Source organism: Pseudomonas benzenivorans (assembly GCF_033547155.1).
GTDB lineage: Bacteria > Pseudomonadota > Gammaproteobacteria > Pseudomonadales > Pseudomonadaceae > Aquipseudomonas > Aquipseudomonas benzenivorans_B.
Window position 1 is genome coordinate 4,151,473 of the sequence record NZ_CP137892.1, and the last position, 23,824, is coordinate 4,175,296.

At 66.4% G+C, this 23,824-nt stretch carries 16 protein-coding genes; 5 read left to right on the plus strand and 11 right to left on the minus strand.

The features are described 5' to 3' along the window. On the minus strand, positions 1-1,374 hold the full coding sequence (ppnN, locus tag SBP02_RS19210) for a nucleotide 5'-monophosphate nucleosidase PpnN (protein WP_318643998.1): 1,374 nt from the start codon (positions 1,372-1,374) through the stop codon (positions 1-3). Positions 1,375-1,882: 508 nt separating this feature from the next. Here ppnN and SBP02_RS19215 point away from each other — a divergent pair. Next, the gene (locus SBP02_RS19215; RefSeq protein WP_318643999.1) at positions 1,883-3,688 is read left to right on the plus strand and encodes a DEAD/DEAH box helicase; all 1,806 of its coding nucleotides are present in this window, start codon (positions 1,883-1,885) and stop codon (positions 3,686-3,688) included. A gap of 101 nt (positions 3,689-3,789) precedes the next feature. Here SBP02_RS19215 and SBP02_RS19220 read toward each other — a convergent pair whose 3' ends face one another. Both SBP02_RS19220 and SBP02_RS19225 read right to left on the minus strand, forming a co-directional pair. Continuing rightward, positions 3,790-4,368, minus strand: a complete 579-nt coding sequence (locus SBP02_RS19220) for a YceI family protein (protein WP_318644000.1) — start codon at positions 4,366-4,368, stop codon at positions 3,790-3,792. Between the two features lie 41 nt (positions 4,369-4,409). Continuing rightward, positions 4,410-4,958, minus strand: a complete 549-nt coding sequence (locus SBP02_RS19225; RefSeq protein ID WP_318644001.1) for a cytochrome b — start codon at positions 4,956-4,958, stop codon at positions 4,410-4,412. Positions 4,959-5,257: 299 nt separating this feature from the next. Between SBP02_RS19225 and SBP02_RS19230 the strand changes: the two genes are divergently transcribed. From SBP02_RS19230 to SBP02_RS19240, 3 genes are all read left to right on the plus strand, one after another. Further along, a complete protein-coding gene (locus SBP02_RS19230; protein WP_318644002.1) occupies positions 5,258-6,664 on the plus strand; it encodes an adenosylmethionine--8-amino-7-oxononanoate transaminase in 1,407 nt (468 codons plus the stop codon). A gap of 135 nt (positions 6,665-6,799) precedes the next feature. Beyond that, the gene (locus SBP02_RS19235) at positions 6,800-7,519 is read left to right on the plus strand and encodes a 16S rRNA (uracil(1498)-N(3))-methyltransferase (protein WP_318644003.1); all 720 of its coding nucleotides are present in this window, start codon (positions 6,800-6,802) and stop codon (positions 7,517-7,519) included. Positions 7,520-7,752: 233 nt separating this feature from the next. Continuing rightward, positions 7,753-9,246 (plus strand): alanine/glycine:cation symporter family protein, encoded by a 1,494-nt coding sequence (locus SBP02_RS19240; RefSeq protein WP_318644004.1) that lies wholly within the window; start codon positions 7,753-7,755, stop codon positions 9,244-9,246. 140 nt (positions 9,247-9,386) lie between these two features. Here SBP02_RS19240 and SBP02_RS19245 read toward each other — a convergent pair whose 3' ends face one another. From SBP02_RS19245 to pilG, 8 genes are all read right to left on the minus strand, one after another. Then, positions 9,387-9,857, minus strand: coding sequence for a chemotaxis protein CheW (locus SBP02_RS19245; protein ID WP_318644005.1), 471 nt, complete (start codon positions 9,855-9,857; stop codon positions 9,387-9,389). 30 nt (positions 9,858-9,887) lie between these two features. Next, positions 9,888-10,907 carry a chemotaxis protein CheB gene (locus tag SBP02_RS19250; protein WP_318644006.1) on the minus strand — a complete coding sequence of 340 codons (1,020 nt, stop codon included), beginning with the start codon at positions 10,905-10,907 and terminating at the stop codon, positions 9,888-9,890. Continuing rightward, positions 10,904-18,133: an Hpt domain-containing protein gene (locus SBP02_RS19255; protein ID WP_318644007.1), complete on the minus strand. Its 7,230-nt coding sequence runs from the start codon at positions 18,131-18,133 to the stop codon at positions 10,904-10,906. The genes SBP02_RS19250 and SBP02_RS19255 overlap by 4 nt, the downstream gene beginning before the upstream one ends. Positions 18,134-18,154: 21 nt before the next feature. Beyond that, positions 18,155-19,012: a protein-glutamate O-methyltransferase gene (locus SBP02_RS19260; protein WP_318644008.1), complete on the minus strand. Its 858-nt coding sequence runs from the start codon at positions 19,010-19,012 to the stop codon at positions 18,155-18,157. Positions 19,013-19,080: 68 nt separating this feature from the next. Further along, positions 19,081-21,129 (minus strand): methyl-accepting chemotaxis protein, encoded by a 2,049-nt coding sequence (locus SBP02_RS19265; protein ID WP_318644009.1) that lies wholly within the window; start codon positions 21,127-21,129, stop codon positions 19,081-19,083. Positions 21,130-21,213: 84 nt separating this feature from the next. Further along, the gene (locus SBP02_RS19270) at positions 21,214-21,750 is read right to left on the minus strand and encodes a chemotaxis protein CheW (RefSeq protein ID WP_318644010.1); all 537 of its coding nucleotides are present in this window, start codon (positions 21,748-21,750) and stop codon (positions 21,214-21,216) included. 45 nt (positions 21,751-21,795) lie between these two features. After that, positions 21,796-22,161 carry a response regulator gene (gene pilH / locus SBP02_RS19275; RefSeq protein WP_213641699.1) on the minus strand — a complete coding sequence of 122 codons (366 nt, stop codon included), beginning with the start codon at positions 22,159-22,161 and terminating at the stop codon, positions 21,796-21,798. A 48-nt stretch (positions 22,162-22,209) separates the two neighbouring features. Beyond that, positions 22,210-22,617, minus strand: a complete 408-nt coding sequence (gene pilG, locus SBP02_RS19280; protein ID WP_318644011.1) for a twitching motility response regulator PilG — start codon at positions 22,615-22,617, stop codon at positions 22,210-22,212. Positions 22,618-22,857: 240 nt separating this feature from the next. On the opposite strand from pilG, the gene gshB reads away from it, so the two are divergent. Continuing rightward, positions 22,858-23,820, plus strand: coding sequence for a glutathione synthase (gshB, locus tag SBP02_RS19285; protein ID WP_318644012.1), 963 nt, complete (start codon positions 22,858-22,860; stop codon positions 23,818-23,820). Positions 23,821-23,824 lie beyond the last annotated feature (4 nt).

Genomic DNA, 23,824 nt, shown 5'->3' on the forward strand with positions numbered 1-23,824 from the left:
CTACGCCACCACCTTGTAGCTCGGCACATAGGCGCTTCCGCCCGGCAGCTTCATCCGCTGCTGGTCGACGAAGGCCTGCAGCAGGCGATCCAGCGGGCGCATGATGCTCTGGTCGCCGGTGATCTGATAGGGCCCGTACTGCTCGATCAGGCGAATGCCCTGGACCTTCACATTGCCGGCGACTATGCCCGAGAACGCCCGACGCAGCTGCGCCGCCAGCTCGTGCACCGGCTGGTCGCGGGTCAGCTTGAGGCCGGCCATGTTCTCGTGGGTGGGCTCGAACGGCCGCTGGAAGCTCTCGTCGATCTTCAGCAGCCAGTTGAAGTGGAAGGCGTCGTTGCGCTCGCGGCGGAACTGGGTGACCGCCTTGATGCCCCGGGCCATCTCCCGGGCCACCTGGGCCGGGTCCTCGACGATGATCTGATAACGCTGCTGCGCCTCCTCGCCCAGGGTGGCGCCGATGAACGCGTGCAGCTGCTGCAGGTAGGGTTCGGCGCTGCGCGGCCCGGTGAGGATCAGCGGGAAGGGCAGATCCTTGTTGTCCGGGTGCATCAGGATGCCGAGGAAATACAGGAACTCCTCGGCGGTACCCGCGCCGCCGGGGAAGATGATGATGCCGTGGCCCACCCGCACGAAGGCCTCCAGGCGCTTCTCGATATCCGGCAGGATCACCAGCTCGTTGACGATCGGATTGGGCGCCTCGGCGGCGATGATGCCCGGCTCGGTCAGGCCCAGGTAGCGGCCGGTGACGTTGCGCTGCTTGGCATGAGCGATGGTGGCGCCCTTCATCGGCCCCTTCATCACCCCGGGGCCGCAGCCGGTGCAGACATCGAGGCCGCGCAGACCCAGCTCGTGGCCGACGATCTTGGTGTACTTGTACTCCTCGCGATTGATCGAGTGGCCGCCCCAGCACACCACGATCTTCGGCTCCACGCCAGCCCGCAGGGTGCGCGCGTTGCGCAGCAGGTGGAAGACATAGTCGGTGATGCCCTGGGAGCTCTCGAAGTCGACCCGCTTGTTCTCCAGCTCGCTCTGGGTGTAGACGATGTCGCGCAGGGCGCTGAACAGCATCTCCCGGGTGCTGGCGATCATCTCGCCATCGACGAAGGCATCGGCCGGTGCGTTCAACAGCTCCAGGCGAATGCCGCGGTCCTGCTGGTGAATGCGCACCTCGAAGTCCGGGTAGGCTTCCAGAATGGTCTTGGCGTTGTCGCTGCTCGAACCGGTGTTGAGGATCGCCAGGGCGCACTGGCGAAACAGCGCGTAGACGCTGCCGCAGCCGGTCTCCCGCAGCTGCTGCACTTCACGCTGGGACAGGGTCTCCAGGCTGCCCTTGGGCGACACCGAAGCATTGGTGGTATTTCTCTTGGCCATTCAGGCGCTCCATCGTGACGAGGCCGACCCGGCCATGCGGGCCCGATCGCTCAATCGAGTTATAGCCCTGCGCCGACCTGGAGCGCGGCATCGCTCCATGGCGCAGGGCTGGATACGGGTGGTTCTTCGCCCCATTTTTCCGGATGGGGCCAGATGCACGCACAGCAGGCGCGAAAGCGGCCCGCCTGTCCGCGGCGATTGCTGAGCGCATGATCTCCGACGCGGCGCAACTTTGCACGCGGCACGCCCAATCGCGCCCCCCAACCGGGCGCACGAACCGTGCAGCCATCGCACATTTCGCGGCTTCGCGAGAAGGCCATACCACCGGGCGGTTCGCAGCCTCCCACAACGCGCCTGTTCTGTTATACTCGGGCCTCCCCGCCAGGCTTGCGCCCGGATGCTCGCCCCCAGTGGCCAGCAGTACCGGACGGGATTGCGCGCCTCACGCCGCGATTCAAGCCAGGCAATACACCCCATAGGGCCTCGCCCTCACTAGACAGGATTGCACATGTCCTTTGCCTCCCTCGGTCTCTCCGAGGCTTTAGTCCGTGCGGTCGAATCCGTCGGCTACACCCAGCCCACTCCGGTGCAACAGCGGGCCATCCCCGCCGTGTTGCAAGGTCGCGACCTGATGGTGGCGGCCCAGACGGGTACAGGTAAGACAGGCGGTTTTGCCCTGCCGATCCTCGAGCGACTGTTCCCCAACGGTCACCCGGATCGCGAACACCGCCACGGCCCCAAGCAGCCGCGCGTGCTGGTATTGACCCCCACCCGCGAACTGGCCGCCCAGGTCCATGACAGCTTCAAGGCCTACGCCCGCGATCTGAAATTCGTCAGCGCCTGCATCTTCGGCGGCGTCGGCATGAACCCCCAGGTGCAGGCCCTGGCCAAGGGCGTCGACGTCCTGGTGGCCTGCCCCGGCCGCCTGCTCGACCTGGCCAACCAGAAGGCCATCGACCTCTCCCACGTGGAAATCCTGGTCCTCGACGAAGCCGACCGCATGCTCGACATGGGCTTCATCCATGATGTGAAGAAGGTCCTCGCCAAGCTGCCCGCGCAGCGCCAGAACCTGCTGTTCTCGGCGACCTTCTCCAAGGACATCACCGACCTGGCCGGCAAGCTGCTGCACAACCCCGAACGCATCGAGGTGACGCCGCCGAACACCACGGTCGAGCGCATCGAGCAGCGCGTGTTCCGCCTGCAGGCCAGCCACAAGCGCGCCCTGCTCGCCCACCTGGTCACCGCCGGCGCCTGGGAGCAGGTGCTGGTCTTCACCCGCACCAAGCACGGCGCCAACCGCCTGGCCGAGTACCTCGACAAGCACGGCCTGCCGGCCGTGGCGATCCACGGTAACAAGAGCCAGAACGCCCGCACCAAGGCCCTGGCCGACTTCAAGGCGAACAAGGTGCGCATCCTGGTCGCCACCGACATCGCCGCCCGCGGCCTGGACATCGACCAGCTGCCCCACGTGGTCAACTTCGAGCTGCCCAACGTCGAGGAAGACTACGTGCACCGCATCGGCCGTACCGGCCGCGCCGGCCGCAGCGGCGAGGCGATCTCGCTGGTCGCCCCGGACGAAGAGAAGCTGCTGAAAAGCATCGAGCGGATGACCAAGCAGAGGATCCCCGACGGCGACCTGATGGGCTTCGACGCCAGCAAGGTCGAGGCCGAGCGGCCGGAAGTGCGCGAACCGCAGAAGCCCCGCCCGCCCCGCGGCGCCAATGCCGGCGGCGAGCGCCACGGCAGCGGGCGCAAGGACAAGGGCAAGGACGGCGGCAAGGCCAAGTCGCAGCCGGCTCGCGGCCAGCAACAGCCCCGCGCGGCGCGCCCGGTCGCGGCTGCCATCCCCGCCTTACCTCCCGACCGCGCACCGGACGAGTTCCGCGACGACGAGATCGACAACTTCGGCAACCGGGTCGACTACGTCAGCCCGCACCAGAACAAACAGCAGAATCGCGGTCGCCGTCCGGGCGCGGCGGCTGCCAGCACACCCGGCCAGGCGCCCCGCGGCCAGGGCAAGGGACCGCGCAACGGCGGCGGCCAGAGCCAGGGGCAGGGCAAGCGCCAGGGCGGCCAGGGCCGCAACGGCAACGGCCGCGCCCGCCCGCCCCGCGACAGCAGCATCGCCCTCAACCGCGACGAGCTGCCGCGCCAGGAGCCGGTGGTGAAGAGCGCACGCGACAAGCAACCGGTGATCGTGCACAAGAACTCGCGCAGCGAGCGCTTCCCCACACCCGAGCAGCTCGACGAACTGGCGAACAGCCGCCCACGCGGCGAGAAGCCGGCCCTGCTGACGCGCAACCGCGACAGCTAAGCCGCTCCGACACGAACAACGCCGGCCTCTGCCGGCGTTGTTCGTATCACAGCCAAGAAAAAGCCGACCCCAGGGTCGGCTTTTTCTATCCGGGTATACGGCTACTGGCGCACGCCTTCCACCGAGATGATCAGCTCGACTTCCTCGGAAGCCGGACCCAGATCCTTGGCGATGTCGAAATCCTTGAGCTTCAGCTTGGTCGAACCGGAGAAGCCGGCACGGTAGCCGCCCCAGGGGTCGTCACCCTGGCCGACGAAGGTGGCGGCGATCACCACCGGCTTGGTCACACCGTTGAGCGTCAGGTTGCCGCTGATATCGGCCGTGCCCTCGCCGGTGCTCTTCACCGCGGTGGACTCGAAGGTCGCGGTCGGGTGCTTGTCGACGTTGAGGAAATCGGCGCTGCGGATGTGCTTGTCACGCTCGGCGTGATTGGTGTCGACGCTGGCGGTGTCCAGGCTGACCTTGACCTTGCTGGCCTCGGGGTTCTTCTCGTCGTAGCTGAAGCCGCCTTCGAACTCCTTGAAGCTGCCGTACAGCCAGCTGTAACCCAGGTGGCTGATCTTGAAGTTGACGAAGGCGTGCTGGCCCTCGGTGTCGATCACATAATCGGCGGCCAGGGCCTGGCCGCCGCCGAGCACGGCAGAGCCGAGGACCAGTGCGGCGAGGGTCTTTTTCAACATATCGAGTCTCCTTGTGAGGGTGTGCTATTCACTGCATGAAGCTAACGGCCGCCGAACATCCGCATGAGCGTGGCGTCGCGGTCGATAAAGTGATGTTTCAGGGCGGCCAGCGCATGGACTGCGGCGAATATCACCAGAGCCCAGGCCAGGTATTCGTGCACCAGGCCGGCCAGATCCTCCTGGCGCGGAATCCCGGTAAGGGTCGCCGGCACCTCGAACAAGCCGAACACCGAGATGCCACGCCCTTCGGCGGTGGAGATCAGATAACCGGAGACCATCAGCACGAACAATCCGAAATAGAGGAAGGCGTGGCCAAGCCGGCTGCCCAGACGGGTCAAGCGGCCGTGGCTCGGCAGGCTCTGCGGTGGCGGACTGACCCGCCGCCACAGCATGCGCCCGAGCATCACCGCGAACAGCAGCAGACCGATGCTCTTGTGCAGTTCCGGCGCGGTCTTGTACCAGGCACTGTAATAGTCCAGTCCGACCATCCAGTACCCCAGGCCGAACAGGCCGAACACGGTCACGGCCACCAGCCAATGCAAGGAAATGCTGACCAGGCCGTAACGATCGGCAGAATTGCGCCACTGCATCGAGAAAAGCTCCGCAAAGAGGACTCGCACCGAGGGTGCGCGGAATAATATCGGGCAAGACTAACAACAAACCTATCGATGAAAAGCGAAAAAATTCGCTCTGAAACATCGAGAAATACGATGCTTTACGCGTACCCGACCTGTCATTGGTCAGGCGCCCCTCGGCCGAGTTCCCTCCGGCACGACCCGCGGCGCCCCGGAGCGGATCAACGGCCATCTCAGGCTCGCCCCGGGGCTCGGCGCCCTGTGCCGCGGAGACATCTGATAGGCTTGCCGCAGATGATTGGGAGAGCGTTTCGATGAGCCTGAATGACCACTGGATGCAACGCGACCTGGCCGTGCTCTGGCACCCCTGCACCCAGATGAAAGACCACGAGCAGCTGCCCCTGGTGCCGATCAAGCGCGGCGAAGGGGTGTGGCTGGAAGACTTCGACGGCAAGCGCTACCTCGATGCGGTCAGCTCCTGGTGGGTCAACGTGTTCGGGCACGCCAACCCGCGGATCAACCAGCGCATCAAGGACCAGGTCGACCAGCTGGAACACGTGATCCTCGCCGGCTTCAGCCATGCGCCGGTGGTCGAGCTGTCCGAGCGCCTGGTCAAGCTGACGCCCGCCGGTCTGGACCGGGTGTTCTACGCCGACAACGGCTCGTCGTGCATCGAGGTGGCGCTGAAGATGAGCTTCCACTACTGGCTCAACGTCGGCCAGCCTGCGAAGAAGCGCTTCGTCACCCTGAGCAACAGCTACCACGGCGAGACCGTGGCGGCCATGTCGGTCGGCGACGTGGCGCTGTTCACCGACACCTACAAGGCGCTGCTGCTCGACACCCTCAAGGTGCCCAGCCCGGACTGCTTCCACCGCCCCGAGGGCATGGGCTGGGAGGAACACTCGAGGGCCATGTTCGCCCACATGGAGCAGACCCTCGCCGAGCACCACCGGGAGGTCGCCGCGGTGATAGTCGAGCCGCTGATCCAGGGCGCCGGCGGCATGCGCATGTATCACCCGATCTACCTCAAGCTGCTGCGCGAGGCCTGCGACCGCTACGGCGTGCACCTGATCCACGACGAGATCGCCGTCGGCTTCGGCCGCACCGGGACGATGTTCGCCTGCGAGCAGGCCGGCATCCGTCCGGACTTCCTCTGCCTGTCCAAGGCCCTCACCGGCGGCTACCTGCCCCTGGCCGCCTGCCTCACCACCGACACCGTCTACCAGGCCTTCTACGACGACTACTCGACCCTGCGCGCCTTCCTCCATTCGCACAGCTACACCGGCAACCCCCTGGCCTGCGCGGCGGCCCTGGCGACCCTGGACATCTTCGAGCAGGACGATGTGATCGAGGCGAACAAACAGCTCTCTGCCCGCATGGCCAGCGCCACCGCGCACCTGGCCGATCACCCCCATGTCGCCGAGGTGCGCCAGACCGGCATGGCCCTGGCCGTCGAGATGGTTCAGGACAAGGCGAGCAAGACTGCCTACCCCTGGCAGGAGCGCCGCGGCCTCAAGGTCTTCCAGCACGCCCTGAGCCGCGGCGCCCTGCTGCGCCCGCTGGGCAGCGTGGTGTACTTCCTGCCGCCCTACGTGATCACGCCGGACGAGATCGACTTCCTCGCCGAGGTGGCCAGCGAAGGCATCGACATCGCCACCCGCGACGCGGTCAGCGTGGCGGTGCCGCGCGGCGCCCGCACCGAGTTCCGCGACCCGGGCTGAAGCCCGGGATGGATGACGCGCCGCTCGTCCGCCCGGAGTCCGCACGGTGGAGGGATGAAGCGCCCTCCACCCTACTCCCCGACCCTCGCAGGCTTTAAGCTTGCGCCCTCGAAATTGCCACCAGTAACCATTGCCATGCGCCTGTCCCGCTTCTTCGTCGACACTCCCCTGTCCCTCGGCCAGCACCAGCTGCCGGAAACCCAGGCCCACTATATCGGCCGCGTGCTGCGCCACACGGCCGGCGACGCGGTGCAGCTGTTCGACGGCAGCGGCCAGGAGTACCTCGGTTCATTGATAGAAGTCGGCAAGAAGGGCGTGCGGGTCGAGCTGCGCGAGACCTTCGCCGGCCAGGCCGAGTCGCCGCTGCGCATCCACCTCGGCCAGGGGCTGTCGCGCGGCGAACGCATGGACTGGGCCATCCAGAAGGCCACCGAGCTGGGCGCGAGCGAGATCAGCCCGATCGTCTCGGAGCGCTGCGAGGTGCGCCTGAAGGACGAACGCGCCGACAAGCGCCTGGCCCACTGGCGCCAGGTGGCCATCAGCGCCAGCGAGCAGTGCGGCCGCTCGGTGCTGCCGGTCATCCACCCCCCCATTGCGCTGGGCGAGTGGCTGCAACGGGTCGAGGCACAGCTCAAGCTGGTGCTGCATCCCGTCGCCGAGCCGCTGGCCAGCCACGCCCGGCCAGAGTCCCTGGCCTTCCTGATCGGCCCGGAGGGCGGCCTGGCGGATGCCGAGGTCACCCAGGCTCAGGCCGCCGGCTTCTACGCCGCCCGTCTCGGTCCGCGCGTGCTGCGCACCGAGACGGCGCCCGTGGCGGCGCTTGCGGTCGTCCAGCACCTGTGGGGCGACTTCTAGTCCAGGCACACGACGTGTCGCATCGCTGTAACAAGATGTGACTAGCGTGAATGGCAAGCTCCCGCCCTTCTGGCATGCTCCGCAGGCCAAAAGCGTACCCTCGGTCTACCACCGCGCGCCGCTCTTGCTCTGGCCGGCCCTTGGAGCCGGACCGCCCTCCAATAACAATTCGCCGGGGGCAGGGGTTTCCCAAAAGGAAGCCGCCGCAAGCCCTCAGCCCCAAGGAGCACTACATGAACGAACTGGTCTCGACTCTGAACGGACTGGTCTGGAGCCCTGCACTGATCTATCTGTGCCTGGGCGTCGGTCTCTACTTCTCCCTGCGCGGACGCTTCCTGCAGATCCGCCACTTCAAGGAAATGATTAAGCTGATGTTCACCGGGCGCACCGATGAACGCGGCATCACCTCCTTCCAAGCCCTGACCATGACCCTCGCCGGGCGCGTCGGTACCGGCAACATCGCCGGCGTGGCCACCGCCATCACCTTCGGCGGCCCGGGCGCGGTGTTCTGGATGTGGATGGTCGCCTTCCTCGGCGCCAGCTCGGCCTTCGTCGAGTCGACCCTGGGTCAGGTGTACAAGGAAAGCATCAACGGCGAACACCGCGGCGGCCCGGCCTTCTTCATCGAGAAGGGCCTGGGCATGAAGTGGTACGCCTGGATCTTCGCGGTGGTCACCGTGATCGCCTGCGGCCTGCTGCTGCCGGGCGTACAGGCCAACTCCATCGCCTCCAGCGTCAACACCGCCTTCGGCGTCGACCCCAACACCACCGCCGCGGTCCTCGCCGTATTGATCGGCCTGATCATCTTCGGCGGCGTCAAGCGCATCGCCCACTTCACCCAGGTGGTGGTGCCCTTCATGGCGCTGGGCTACATCCTGGTGGCGATGGTCATCATCCTGCTGAACATCTCCCAGCTGCCGGACGTGATCGCCCTGATCCTCAAAAGCGCCTTCGGCCTGGAAGCCGGCTTCGGCGCCATCCTCGGCATGGCCATCATGTGGGGCGTCAAGCGCGGCGTGTACTCCAACGAAGCCGGCCAGGGCACCGGCCCGCACGCCTCCTCGGCGGCGGCCGTCAGCCACCCGGCCAAGCAGGGTCTGGTGCAGGGCTTCTCGGTGTACATCGACACCCTGTTCGTCTGCTCCGCCACCGCCTTCATGCTGCTGATCACCGGCCAGTACAACGTGGAGGGCGCCGACGGTAGCGCGCTGTTCACCGGTATCGCCGGCGTCGCCGCGGGCCCGGGCTACGTGCAGACCGCCATGGAGAACATGATGCCGGGCTTCGGCAACGCCTTCGTCGCCATCGCCCTGTTCTTCTTCGCCTTCACCACCATCCTGGCCTACTACTACATCGCCGAAACCAACATCGCCTTCATCAACCGCAAGGTGAATCGTCCCTGGCTGACCCTGCTGCTGAAGTTCGGCATCATCGCCGCCACCGTCTACGGCACCGTGCGCAGCGCGACCCTGGCCTGGGACCTGGGCGACCTGGGCGTAGGCCTGATGGCCTGGCTGAACATCGGCGCCATCATCCTGATGCACAAGATCGCCTATACCTGCCTGAAGGACTACGAGGCACAGAAGGCCCAGGGCCTGGACCCCGTGTTCGACCCGGTGAAGCTCGGCATCAAGAATGCCGACTACTGGACCGACAAGAAGGACGCCAGCACCGCTGAAACCAGCGACGCAGCCGCTCCCGACACTTGTCCGGAAAGCGCCCGCTAACGGCGCCTGAAAGAAAAAGCCCCGCACACCGCGGGGCTTTTTTGTGGGCTCATCAAAGGCCTCGAAGCAGAAGAAGGCTCGCGCATGCCCGGATGGGTGGGACGCCGGCGGCCCAGCCGAATCGAGTCGAAGGAGCTGGGCTAGATCAGCCCGGCATCCTCCAGCATCTGCTCCAGAGCGACCAGATCGGGAATCTTCAGGACCGCCTCGCCCAGCGCCACGGCCTCCAACTCCAGGGGCGCCAGCGGCGCATCGCCCCGCGGCAAACCGGCGTCGACCTTGACCGAGTGCGGAATACCCTGCACCAGCAGGGCGATGAACTTGACCTTGGGTCGTCCGCCGAGGGCGTTGATCACCGCCACCCGGGCGCCGGAGCCGATCTGCACCTGGCCATCCGAGGCCGCCTCGAACGACAGCAACGGCAGACGCAGATCGCGCCAGGCGATCTGCCCGAGAAACCAGGCCGGCATGCCGGCGCTGACCTGGGGTGCACGGTAGGGGATAAGCTCGGCGACCGCCACGTTGGGCAACAGCAGGCTTCGGTCGGCCAGCGGCACCTGTAGCGCGGTCAGGCTGGTGACGGAGTTCTGGGTGGCTACGGCTTGGTTCATGCAAAGATCCTATGCGAGACGAGGCTCAGATTAACGGCACTGCTCGGCCAGGTGATTGACCAACGCGGCAGCCAGTTCCCGCGGGTCGGCGCTGAAACTGCTGTAGCCGCCCTCACGCAGGCTGTCCGGCATGCTCGGGCAGGCGCAGCTGTCGCCGCGCTGGGTCCAGATATCCCCGCCCTGACGGCGCACGTAGGCGGCCGCGGCGCTGCCGTCGCTGCCCATGCCGCTGAAGCTGATCACCCCGCACTGGCTGCCGAAGTGCTGGGCGAGATTGAGCATCATCTGATCGATCGACGGGCTGTAGGGCTCCGGCCAACCGCGCTCGGATATTTGCATCAGGCGCTCGTCGCTGAAGCCCAGCTCGCGACTGATCGGCGCCACCACCACCTCGCCGCAGCGGATCGGCTCGCCATGGCGGGCCGGATTGACGTGCCACTGGCTATGCCGGCCGACCGCCTGGGGCAGCGCCGTCTCGAAGCTGGGGTCGATGTGCTGGGCATAGACGAACCCCACCGGCAAACCGCCGGGCAAGGCATCGAGAAAGGCCTTGACCGCCGCCGGCCCGCCCAGCGAGGCAGCCAGCAGCCAGACCTGACGGGCCGGCTCGCCGGCCGTCAGCGGCGTCTCCGCCAGGGCTTGGGGCAGCTCCAGGCGGGCCGGGCGTTGCGCCTCCGTGAGCAGCGCCGCCAGGCTCGGGCCGACCGCCTGGGACGGGTCGCCGATGAGCTTCTTCAACTTGCCGAACAGGCGGCGCTCCCAACGCGGGTAGTTTTCCGAATGCCGCTCCGGGGCATGTCCCTCGCCGAACAGCACGGGGGCCGTCACCCGCTCGAGCAGGCTGTCGACCAGCGGCGAGTCCTCCGACTGGGCCAGGTCGACCAGCCACAGGTCGGTCTCGCAGGCACCCAGGGCGTCCTCGTCGAGACGCGCCGGATCGCTGTTGAGCACCACCTGGTAACCACTGCCGTTCAGGGCCTGCTGCAGCACATGGCGCTGCAGCGAGGTGTCGGCGATGACCGCAATACGTGCCGCGCTTTTCTCAGTCATTTCCGTTTGACCAGTTGGTGGATGCTGTCGAGCAGCAGGGACTCTTGATAGGGCTTGCCGAGGTACTGGTTGACGCCGATGGCCATGGCCCGCTCACGGTGCTTCTCGCCGGTACGCGAGGTGATCATGATGATCGGCAGATCCTTCAGACGCTCGTCGTGACGCACCAGGGTGGCCACCTCGAAGCCGTCCATACGCGGCATCTCGATGTCCAGCAGCATGATGTCGGGCCGGTGCTCCTGCAGCTGGCCCAGGGCGTCCACGCCGTCCTTGGCGGTCAGCACGTTCATGCCATTGCGTTCCAGCAGACGGCTGGTGACCTTGCGCACGGTCACCGAGTCGTCCACCACCATGACCAGGGTCGGCCGATCCGCCTCGACCTCTTCGGTAGTCGTGGCCTTGCCGAGCAGACGCGGCTGCGTCTGGCTCAGCAGGTGGGCATGGATCACGCGGATGGTCGCCAGCAGATCGAGAATCACCACCACCCGACCGTCGCCGAGAATGGTCGCACCGGAGATGCCGTGCACCCCGGCGAACTGCGGACCGAGGCTCTTCACCACGATCTCGCGCGAGCCCGCCAGGCTGTCGACCTGCACCGCCACCGCATGCTCGCTGGAGCGCACCAGGATCACCGGAAGCGGCAGGCTCTGGCCGACCAGCTTGGGCTGCTGGCCGTTGTTCAGCAGATCGCCCAGGTAGCGCAGTTCGTAGGCCTGGCCGGCATACTCGAAGCGCGGCGCATCGGGCTGGTAGTAGGCCTCCAGCTCGTAGGGCGAAACCCGCACGATGCCCTCGATGGTATTCAGCGGGATGGCGTACAGGTCCTCGCCGGACAGCACCATCAGCGCCCGGTTGACCGACACGGTGAACGGCAGACGGATGGTGAAGCGGGTGCCCTCGCCCGGCGTCGAGTCGATGCTCATCGAGCCGCCGAGCTGCTTGACCTCCGAGTGCACCACGTCCATGCCAACGCCGCGCCCGGAAATCTGCGTGACCTTCTCCGCCGTGGAGAAACCGGCTTCGAGGATGAACTGCAGGATCTCGTGATCGGTGAGATCCGAATCCTCGTCCATCAGGCCGCGCTCGATCGCCTTGCGCCGCACCGCATCGAGCTTGATGCCACCGCCGTCGTCGGCCAGGGTGAGGACGATATCGCCGCCCTCGCGGCCGAGGTCGAGGCGGATACGGCCCTGCTCCGGCTTGCCGGCGGCGCGACGCAGCTCGCTGGCCTCGATGCCGTGGTCGACGGCGTTGCGCAGCATGTGCTCCAGCGGCGCGACGATGCGCTCCAGGACGGTGCGGTCCATCTCGCCTTCGGCGTTGCCGACGACGAACTCGACCTGCTTGCCCAGTTCGCCGGCGACCTGGCGGACGATGCGCCGCAGCCGCGGCACCAGACGATCGAAGGGCACCATGCGGGTGCGCATCAGACCTTCCTGTAGCTCGGTGTTGACCCGCGCCTGCTGCAGCAGCAGGGTCTCCGCATCGCGGTTGCGCGCGGCCAGGGTCTCCTTCAGGTCGAGCAGGTCGGACGCCGACTCGAACAGGGCGCGCGAGAGCTGCTGCAACTGCGAATGGCGGTCCATCTCCAGCGGGTCGAAGTCTTCATAACCGGCGCGCTCGGCCTCGGCCTGGTAGCGGCTGAGGATCTGCGCCTGGGTCTCGGTGTCCAGGCGGCGCAACTGGTCGCGCACCCGGTCGATGGTCGCCTCCATCTCGCTCAGGGTGAAGCCGAAGTCACTGACCTGCTGCTCGACCCGGCCGCGGAAGATCGAGGTCTCGCCGGCCAGGTTGACCAGCCCCTCGAGCAGGTCCGCCGGCACCTTGACCAGCTCCTGCGGCGCCCGGCGCGCGGCGGCATCCTGGGCGGCCTGCTCGGCACGCTGCATAAACGGCAGCACCCGGGTCACCGGCTCCTCGGCCGGCCCCTCGCTCGCTGCGACTATGGGGGCAGCCAGCGCCGGCAGGCGCATCGGCGCGGCCTCGGCCGGGCCCTCGTCACGCGGACTGGCCGTAGTCTCCACCTGCAGGCTGTCCTGCAGGCGCTGGCGCAACTGATCGAGCTCGCTCTGCAAGCCCTCGAAACCCGACTGCACGTCGAGGAACAGGCTCTCCGGCCAGGGTGCCCCCTGTTGCTGAGCCTCGGTCAGATGCTGCTCCAGGTCGTGGCTCAGGTCGCCCAGGCGCTTCTGCCCGGCCAGCCGGGCGCCCCCCTTGAGGGTGTGCAGCACGCGCAGCATGTCGTCGATGGCGGCGCCATCCTCGCGCTGCGCCTCCCAGCGACCGAGCGCCTGCTCCATGGCCTCCAGCAGGTCGTCGGCCTCCTCCATGAAGATGTCGAGGATGTCCGACTCGGCATCCTCGACCTCCCCGGACGCATCGACAGCCCTGAGCTGCACCGCCGATGGCATGCTCAGCTGCTCGTCCGGGTTCGCGCGATAACGCTTGATGGCCTCGATCAGCCCCTGGCCGTTAGGCAGCGCACGCCGCCCACGGACCGCCTCGAGCATCTCGGCGAGGCTGTCGTGACAGCGCTGCAACAGGCCGAACAGCTCTGACCCTGCGCGTAATTTGCCGCCGCACAGGCCTTCGTAGAGAAACTCCAGCTCATGGGCCAGATCGCCGATCTCGGGGATCTCCGCCATCCGGGCGCCGCCCTTGAGGGTATGCAGGTCGCGCTGCAGCGCCTCCAGTTCGAGGCTGTTGTCGGTGTCCTCGATCCAGCGCTGCAAGGCCGCGCCGGCACTGTCGATGATATCGAAGCCTTCTTCGAGGAAGATCTCCACCAGTTCGGGATCGCGCTCATCCTCGACTTCCGCCCTCTGCTCGATGGCCGCCGGACCCGGCTCGCGCGAGGACTCCGGGTCGGACTCCGTCGTCATCTCCAGGTCGAGCACAGGCTCCTGCGCCTGAGACGCGGCGTCGGCGGCCGCGGGCTGCTCGGCGAGCGGGAAGGCCTCGGCCTGTTCATCCGCCAGGTCGGCTTCGGCTTCGGCTTCGGCTTCGGCTTCGGCTTCGGCTTCGGCTTCGGCTTCGGCTTCGGCTTCGGCTTCGTAAACAGCCTCGGGACCGTCCGCCTGGGGCGTCAACTCCGCCGTGCGGCCTTGACGAAACGCACGAATCGCCTCGATCAGGTCGAGCGGCTCCGCCAATTCGGCACGTTGCTGCAGCTGCTCGAGCAACACGGCCAGGCGGTCATGGCTCTGCTGGAGCAGCTCGGCGAGCGGGGCGCTGTGACGATAGCGACAATCCAGCAGGCCCTCGTAAAGCGATTCCAGCTCATGGGCCAGGTCGCCGATCGGGCCGATCTGCGCCATACGCGCGCCGCCCTTGAGGGTATGCAGGTCGCGCTGCAGGGCCGAGAGAGCCGCCTTCTGCTCCGGATCGGCCAGCCAGCGGTCCAGCGCCTGTCCGGCGCTGTCCAGGATGTCCACCGCCTCTTCGAGGAAGATCGCCACCATTTCCTCATCCAGCACCTCATAGGTGTGGGACGGCGCCTCTGCCGCTGCGTCTTCCTCGCTCGCCTGGTCGAGTGCCAGTTCGACCTCGGTCGCCAGCTCGCCCTCTCCGTCGAGCGGCCAGTCAATGCCCTCGGCTGCGGCACCGGCGACATCCAGTTCGGTGATCTCCAGGCCGCCGTGACCATCGGCCGACAACAACGCCAGGGCGCCGGGGTCCAGCGCCTCAGCGAGCAGGCTGCGCAGTGCCGCGACCCGCTCGGGCTGGGCACTGACCTGCAGGCCGGCGGCGACCTGATCCATCATGCCGATCAGCGCTTCATGGGCCTGCTCGGCCTCGCTGAAGAAGCGCTCGCTGACCGCCAGACTGCCTTCGTCGACCGCGCCGTAGAGATCGAGCAAAGCCTCGCAGAGCTCTTCGATCTGCGGCAACTCGGCCATGTCCGCGCCGCGCCCGAGGGTGGTCAGCTCCTCCAGCAGGGCGCTGAGCTCCTGGCGCTCGGCGGGGTGTTCACGCCAGCGCCGCAGCAGGTCTTCGGCATCCAGCAGGATGTCCATGCCCTCGGCGAGGAAGATGCCGATCAGCTGTGGGTCGCGGGCGTCGCCCTGCTCGCTCTTGCGTTCGGCCTCCGCGGCGCCCAGGCGCTCCTGATGCAGCCGGTGGGCCCGCTCGAGGAACGCCGCGGCGCCCGGCAGCGGCGCCAGGGGCTGGCGCTCCAGTTGCTCCAGGCCCTGCCGCAGCAGCTGCTCGGCGTCGCGCAGCAGCTCCGCTTCGCTCATGTCCATGGGGATCAGATTGGTCTTGAACTCCTTGACCATCTTTTCCAGGGGCGCGGCGATCTCCGCCATCGGCAGAATGCCGGCCATATAGGCGCTGCCCTTGAGGGTGTGCAGGGCGCGTTGCAGATCGTCGGTAACGGGCTGCGGCAACTCGCGGGCGCAGTCGGCCAGGAAACTGCCCAGGGTATCGAGGTGGGTCTCGGCCTCGTTACGGAAGATTTCCAGCAGCTGCGGGTCGAGCGCCTCACCGTCGCCTTCGGCAGCGGTAGCCTCGCTATCGCCCGCAGGCTCGGCTACCTGTGCAACCGGGGCGTCAGTTTTTGGGAGGCTTTGGCCCTTCGCCAGCGCATGGGCACTGGCCGCGAGCCGATCGGCATCATCACGCTGGCGCTGGGCCTTGGCGGCGAACTCCTCGACCAGGGCCGGCATCAGCGCCACCACGTCTTCGACCACCTGCAGCACCTCGGCACCCGGCTGGATGCTGCGGTCGAGCACGCGGTTGAGCAGGTTTTCGATCGACCAGGCCAGCTCGCCGATGACCAGGGCACGGACCATGCGCCCGCTGCCCTTGAGGGTGTGAAAGGCACGGCGCACTTCGACCAGGGCGTCCTTGTCGTCGGTATTGGCGTGCCACTGCGGCAGGTACTGGGCGATGGTCTCGAGGACTTCACCGGCCTCTTCGATAAAGACCTCCGCCAGTTCCTCGTCGACCGGTTCCTCATCGGCCGGTGGTGGCAGCAGGCTGGGCGGCACGTCGCTGGCCGGCGGGTTGATCGCCTGCTGCGGCGCCGCCATCACATCGGCCAGCGACAGTGCCGCGTCTGCCGCAGGTGCCGGCTCCTCGACCTCGATCACCGGGTCGGCGCTCGGCAGCTCGACCTCGGGAATATCCAAGGCGGCCAGTTCGGCCTCGTCCCACTGAACAGGGCTCGCCAAGTCGTCCAGGCTCAGCTCTTCCAGCTGCAGGCCTTCCAGCGACAGCTCGTCGCCAAGCGGCGTTCCACCTGCTGCAGACGCCGCCTCGAGGAGGTCAGGCGCATCGGGCTCGGCGAGTTCGGACAGCGGGCTCGGCTCATCCGCCTGCGCTGCTTCCGTCGCAGGCTCAACGTCGAGAGCGGCAGGCTCCAGGCCAGGCTGGTCATCGGCGGTCGCCTCAAGCGGCTCGCTGCCTTCCTCCAGCGACTGCGGGGAATCGAACGCAGGATCCGGCTCTTCGGCCAGCACCTCGATCTCGTCCAACGGATCGGCCAACGGAGCCGGCGATTCCTGCGGCGGCTCGACGCGATCGAGAATCGAGGGCTTCTCGGTCAAGGGGTAGCCGAGGCTCGCCAGGCTCTCCTCGGCCACATCGAGAATCAGGTCGCCCTGGCTGGCGTGATCCTCGGCCAACCGTTCCAGGTAATACTCGACGCTGGTGATGGCGTCGGCCAGGGTGTCGAGGCTCTGCCAGTTGGGCACGGCCTTGCGCACCAGCAGCTGCTCGTGGATATAGCGATTGCAGGCCTTCAGCAGGTCAGCGGCACGGTTCAGCGGAATCATGCCGAGACCGCCACGCACCTGGGTCAGCAGCTCGGGGACGCGGGCCAGGTGCTCGTGGTTCCACTGCGAGGCGATGAATTCGATGATCGCGTCCTTGGCCTGCTCCAGTCCGTTGCGCGCCTCCTTGATCACCACCTGGTGAATCTGCGCCACATCGGTGGTCGGCAGGTGGCTCTCCTCGCGACCGGCGTCCTCGGCCGGACCGGCCATGCCCGCCAACGTCGCCTCGACGTACAGCAGGGCGCCGGCGACATCCATCAGCACCGCATCGCTGGGCTCACGCTGGCCGAGCGACAGGCCATGGATGACATCGATCTGGTCGACTATGACCTTGCGCGGCTGGGCGAACCCCAGTACCGCCAGGGTGTCGGCGATCTGCTTGAGCGGGGCCAGCAGGGCGTCGAGCTCACTGACGTGGCCACGGTCGCCGCGCACGAACAGATCGAGGCTGTCCTTGACCCGCACCAATTCCTCACAGAGGGCGGCCACCACCGAGCGCATCGCATCGCGATCCGGACCGGCCAGGCGAGCCCGCTCCTCGTCCACCACCTCGGTGTTCGGCAGGGCATCGTCGAGGCGGTACTGCTCCTTCAGCTTGCGGATGCGCGGCGACTGCGCCGGAGCCTTGGCCACATAGAACAGCAGATTCTTGGTCAGCTCGTCGGAAGCGGGCTGGTTGATGCCATCGGCACCCTGCTCCAGCAGGCGCTTGAGTTCCTTGTCCACCTGGCGCAGCAGGGTGCGCACCGAGGTGCCGTTGACCACGCTGCCGTTGGCCAGACCCTCGACCAGGCCCGAGGCGATCTGCCACAAGGGACCGAGCGGCGCGTCCTGGCACAGGGTTTCCAGACGGGCGAAGACCCGCGCCATGTAGCCCAGGTTGGTGGCCAGATCCTGGTTGCGGATCACCCCGACCAGGGCCATCTGCAACATCTGCCGCAACTTGCGCAGCAGCACCGGCAGTTCGGCGGTGCGCAGCCGGGCCAGGGTCTCGACCGACAGCGCCGGGGTGCGCACCGACATGTCCGGGGAGAACAGACTGGTTTCCGAGAGCAGCTTCTCGCCGCGAGCGGCACGCAGGTCGTTGAGCAGCGGCAACACGACCATCGGCAGGTCGCGGCGCGCGGTCTGGATTCGGTCGAGATAGGTCGGCAGCTGCAGGATCGCCTGCATCAGCACCTCCAGCGCCTCGCCCTGGTTGGCCACGCGGCCCTCCATCAAGGCCTGGGCCAGGTGCTCCATCTCCTCGGCGAGCAGGGCCGCGCCGTAGAACTCCACCATCTGCAGAGTGCCGTGAACCTGATGCACGTAGGTCAGACAGAAACGCATGCGCGTCGAGTCCTGCGGATTCTCGACGAACGCCTCCAGAGCCTGACGCGCCTGCTTCAGGGTTTCCGCGATTTCGCCCTTGACCCACTCCAGGGCGACATAGTCGTGCCGATCCCCCATAGCCACTCCACTCATAAAGCCCTATCCCTTGCGGGTAAACGCCAGCACTCGCTCGTCGGCCACCGGGATCAACTCCGGATGCTGCCAACCGGCCACTTCACCCACTCCCACCACCAGCAGCCCTCCCGGTGCCAGGCGCTCGGCCAGGCGGTTGAGGATCTCGCGGCGACGCCAGCGGCGAAAATAGATCAGCAAGTTCTGACAAAAAATGACGTCCATACCGGACATTGGCGCCTTGGCCAGTTCCAGCACATTGAGCCTGGCGCAACAAACACGTGCCGCCAGGCTCGGTATAACCTTGAAGCGTCCATCGGCCTGGGCCGCGAAATAACGCCGGCGCAGGTCGTCTTCCAGTTGCTCGAGCTTGCGCGCCCCATACAGGCCCTCGCGGGCCTTGCTCAGGGCGTTGAGACTGATGTCCGTACCGGTCACACCGAAATGCTCGGGCCACTCGCTGTCACGCAGCACCTGTGCGGCGCTGATCGCCAGCGAATAGGGTTCCTCGCCACTGGAGCAGCCCACGCTCCACAACTCCCAGGGGCGCTGCAGTCCACGCTGCAGCTGCTCGTGCAGGTGCCGCTCGAGCACCTCGAAAGACGCCGGATGGCGAAAGAAGCGGGTCTCCTGCACGGTCAGACGGTCCAGCAGGGTCGACCACTCCACCGCACCGCGCGGACCGTCCGTGACCTGCCGGTAATACGCGGCATAGTCCGCCACGCCCAGCTCGCGCATCCGCGCGCTCAGGTTGGTCTGCAGGAAGGCCCGGCGCTGCTCGGTGATCACCACGCCGGTGCGTTCCTCGAGCAGGGTCTGCCAATCGCGAAACTCCGCGGCGCTGATCTCCGTCACGGGTTGCAAGGCCCAGACGCCTGACTGCATGTCGTGCCCCTCGCTCATGGCCATCGACCCGGCGCGGCGACCGCCAGCGGTCGCCGCAGCGCATTCGCTTATGCCTGCTCCCCGGTTTCCGGCAGGGTGAAGCCGGAAACCGACTTACGCATCTCACTGGCCATCTTGGCCAGGGTACCGATGCTCTTCGCGGTGGCGGTGGTGCCGGAGGAGGTCTGCGAGGTGATCTCCTGGATCACGTTCATGGTGTTGGAGATATGGCCGGCGGAGGAAGCCTGCTGACGAGCGGCGTTGGAGATGTTCTGGATCAAGGCCGCGAGGGTCTTGGATACCTTCTCGATCTCCTCCAGGGCCACCCCGGCATCCTGGGCCAGGCGCGCACCGCGCACCACCTCGGAAGTGGTCTGCTCCATGGAGATTACCGCTTCGTTGGTGTCGGTCTGAATGGTCTTGACCAGCGCCTCGATCTGCTTGGTCGCGGCCGAGGAACGCTCCGCCAGACGCTGTACTTCGTCCGCAACCACGGCGAAACCGCGACCGGCGTCACCGGCCATGGAGGCCTGGATCGCGGCGTTCAGGGCGAGGATGTTGGTCTGGTCGGCAATGTCGTTAATCAGGCTAACGATGTCACCGATCTCCTGGGACGACTCACCGAGGCGCTTGATCCGCTTGGAGGTGTCCTGGATCTGCTCACGGATGTTATCCATGCCGGTGATGGTGTTGTGTACCACCTCGTTGCCCTTGTTGGCGATGGCTACCGAGCGCTCCGCTACCGCGGAGGACTCGCTGGCGTTCGCCGATACCTGGTCGATCGACACCGCCATCTCGTTGATCGCCGCCGAGGCCCCGGCGATTTCCTGGGCCTGATGCTCCGAGGCCTCGGCCAGGTGCATCGCCGTGGCCTGGGTTTCCTGGGCCGCACCGGCTACCTGAACGGCGGTCAGGTTGATGGTGGCCACCAGGTCGCGCAGCTGGTCGATGGAGTAGTTGATCGAGTCGGCGATGGCCCCGGTGAAGTCCTCGGTTACCGTCGCGGCCACGGTCAGGTCACCGTCGGCGAGGTCGGCAATCTCGTCGAGCAGACGCAGAATCGCCGTCTGGTTGCGTTCGTTCTTCTCGGCGGTCTCGGCCAGACGGCGGTTGGTCTCGCGCACCATGACCAGGCCGATGAGGATGATCGAGGCCAGGGCCAGGACGCCCAGCAGGTAACCGGCGAGGGTGTTCAGGGCGCGCCCGGCGGCCAGCTCCTCGAAGCCTTCGGCCAGCTCGGAGGCCTTGTCCAGCAGGGTCTGCGACACGCTGAAGATGGTGTTGGCCGACTCACGCACCTGGAACAGCTCGGGCGAGGTCTCGAGGATCTCGTCCACCGAACCGGAAACGAACTCGAACAGCTCGGAAATCTCCGCCAGACGCTCGAGCGCCTCGGCATCGGTCACCTGGGAGATTTCCATCGCCGCGTTGCCCTCGAGCATCGCGCTGAGCACCCGGCCGAACAGGCTGGCGTCGCGGCCGAACATGTCGGCGGCCTGCACCGAGTCCTCGTCACCGGCCAGCACCTTGTTCACCGAGCCGAGAATCCGCTCGGCGAGCAGCGACTGACGCTGGGCCACCGAGACCTGGGCCGCCGGCGCACCGCTCTCTAGGAGGATGTCGACCACCTCCTCGTACTCGACCTGCAGCTGCGGAATGGTTTCGGCCAGGGTCGCGGCCACCTGGTGCAACGACAGTACGGTCTGTTCGCTGGCCAGGATGGCGTCGGTGTTCTGCCGCAGGCTGTCCCAGTCCTGCTGCACCGCCGCCATCTGCGCCTGCACGGCCTCGGGGGCCGCCGGAACGCCGCTGGCGCTGTTGCCGTCGGTCAGATAACCCCAGCGGGCCTGGAAGTCGTTACGCGCCTCGCGCAGCAGGCCGAAGGCCTCCGCGGTACCCGCCGCCGACTCGGAGGCGTTCTTGGCGATACGCTGGGACAGTACGCGCAGCTCACCGGAGTGACTGATGTATTCCGTATCGTAGTTGGACTGGGTGTTGAGGTAGGCGAAGTTCGCGAACAGCAACACGATGGAAACGATCAGGACGATGAACAGCCCCAAGATCAGCGTGCTGCTGCGCGTACCCGCGAATAGATTGCCTGTGTTGAGTTTTTTCATTATCTGGCCCCCGCCTGGACCGACCGCACTACGGTTCCCATGTAACGCCAAAAGGCCGACAACGCCGGCCCCACCGAAAAGCTGTTAATACGCCACGTCGAGAAAACCCTGATGCTGAGCCAACGCATGTGGACTGAACACCAGCCAGGGCTGCTCGCGCTGAAAAACGCCGTGGATAAAGGGTTGGATGGAGGCCTCGAGCGGCGGTAGCTGCTCGGAGAAGGCGTCCACCGGAAAATGCTGCATGCCGAACACTTCGTCGACCGTCAGGCCGGCGAACACGTCCTGGTGGTCGACCACCAGCACCCGCCGCTGTTTGCGCAGCGGCGACAGCTCGTTGCCGAAGAAGCCACACAGGTCCATCACCGGCAGCAGGCGGCCACGTACGTTGGCCACGCCCTTGACCCAGGTCTTGACCCCAGGCAACAGGGTGTAACGCGGCTCGTGCAGGACTTCGCCGACTTCCCCCATGGGCGCGACGAACAGGCGCTCGCCCATGCGAAAGCCGATGCCGCTCCAGGTCTGCACCGCCGTCTGCTGCAACGGCAGGCCGGCGGCCAGCAATCGACAACGCTGGTCGATTTCCAGGAGGAGTTGAAAAGGTGTCTGCGCGTCCGACATGCCAGCCGTGGCCTTCTTCTTATCTAGTTGCGGACCGGCGCGGCATCAGCCGGCCAATACCGCATTGAGGGTTTTCAGCAGTGTCTGCTCGTCGACCGGCTTGGTCAGGTAATCCTTCGCGCCCTGGCGCTTGCCCCAGACCTTGTCGGTTTCCTGGTCCTTGGTGGTGACGATGATCACCGGGATGTGACTGGTGTCGGCATCCTTGGTCAGCTGACGGGTCGCCTGGAAGCCGTTGAGCCCCGGCATGACGATGTCCATCAGCACCGCGTCGGGCTTCTCCTGGCGCGCCAGGGCGACGCCATCCGCGCCGTTCTCCGCCTTGAGCACCTGATGCCCGTGCTTTTCCAGCATGGCGGTCAGCTTGTACATCTCGGTCGGCGAGTCATCAACAATCAGAATTCGAGCCATGGTGTTTCCCAATACATGAAGAGGCGTCTAGTGCTTGGCAGCTGGACGTCAGGAGGCCTGATCCACCGGGGTAAAGGTCGGCACGTGCGCCTTGATCGCCCCGAGCAGCTCTTCCTTGCTGAAGGGCTTGGTCAGGTACTGATCGGAGCCGACGATGCGTCCCTTGGCCTTATCGAACAAACCGTCCTTGGAAGACAGCATGATCACCGGCGTGGATTTGAAGGCACTGTTGTTCTTGATCAGGGCGCAGGTCTGATAGCCATCGAGCCGCGGCATCATGATGTCGACGAAAATGATACTCGGGTGGCTGTCGGCGATCTTTGCCAGGGCATCGAAGCCGTCTACCGCGGTAATCACCTCGCAACCCACCTTCTTCAGCAGGGTTTCCGCGGTACGACGAATCGTTTTCGAATCGTCGATCACCATTACCCTCAAACCCTCGGAATGCTGTTCCATGTTTGCCCTACCATCGCCTCGGTGAGTCGTTATTTTCGCGTTGAATCAGTGCGCCTGAGACCCTGCCACCGATGGGCTGCAACCCAATCGTCGGGCCTTTTTAGCACACTCTCCCCATGCAAGCCACAAGCCACGGAAGGCCGAGGTTTCCCCCTTGACCGCCCGCCAAGTCGGCGCCACCCTGGCGCCACACGCTAGTCTCTGCGCCCCTGCGCTACCGCCTTTCACGGAGAATCCCCCATGAGCGTTCGCCTCGGCATAGTCATGGACCCCATCACGCAAATTGCCTTCAAGAAGGACAGTTCGCTGGCCATGCTGCTGGCCGCGCAAATGCGCGGCTGGTCCCTCTTCTATATGGAGCAGCGCGACCTCTACCTCGCTCAAGGTCAGGCCCGTGGCCGCCTGCGCTCGCTCCAGGTGTTCGACGATCCCCAGCGCTGGTTCGAACTGGGCGCCGAGCAGGATCTGCCGCTCGGCGAACTGGACGTGATCCTGATGCGCAAGGACCCGCCCTTCGACAATGAGTTTCTCTACGCCACCCACCTGCTGGAACAGGCCGAACGGGACGGCGTGCTGGTGGTCAACCGCCCGCAGAGTCTGCGCGACTGCAACGAGAAGCTGTTCGCCACCCAATTCCCCCAATACACGCCGCCGACCCTGGTCAGCCGCAGACCCGACATTCTGCGCGACTTTGCCAAAGAGCAGCGTGACATCATTCTCAAACCCCTCGATGGCATGGGCGGATCGATGATCTTTCGCCACCGCGAGGGCGACCCCAACCTCTCGGTGATCCTCGAGACCCTCACCGCCCACGGCCAGCAGCAGATCATGGTGCAGCGTTACCTGCCGGCCATCAGCGCAGGCGACAAGCGCATCCTGATGATCGACGGCGAAGCCGTGCCCTACTGCCTGGCGCGCATCCCGTCCCAGGGCGAGACCCGTGGCAACCTGGCCGCCGGCGGCCGTGGCGAAGCCCGTCCGCTCAGCGAGCGCGACCGCGAGATCGCCGCCGGGGTCGGCCCGACCCTGCGCGAGAAGGGCCTGCTGTTCGTCGGCCTGGACGTGATCGGCGACCACCTGACCGAGATCAACGTGACCAGCCCGACCTGCATCCGCGAGATCGATGCGGCCTTCGACACCCGCATCGCCGAACGCCTGATGGACAAGATCGCCGAGAAGCTCAATGCGCGCAGTGCTTCATAGACTT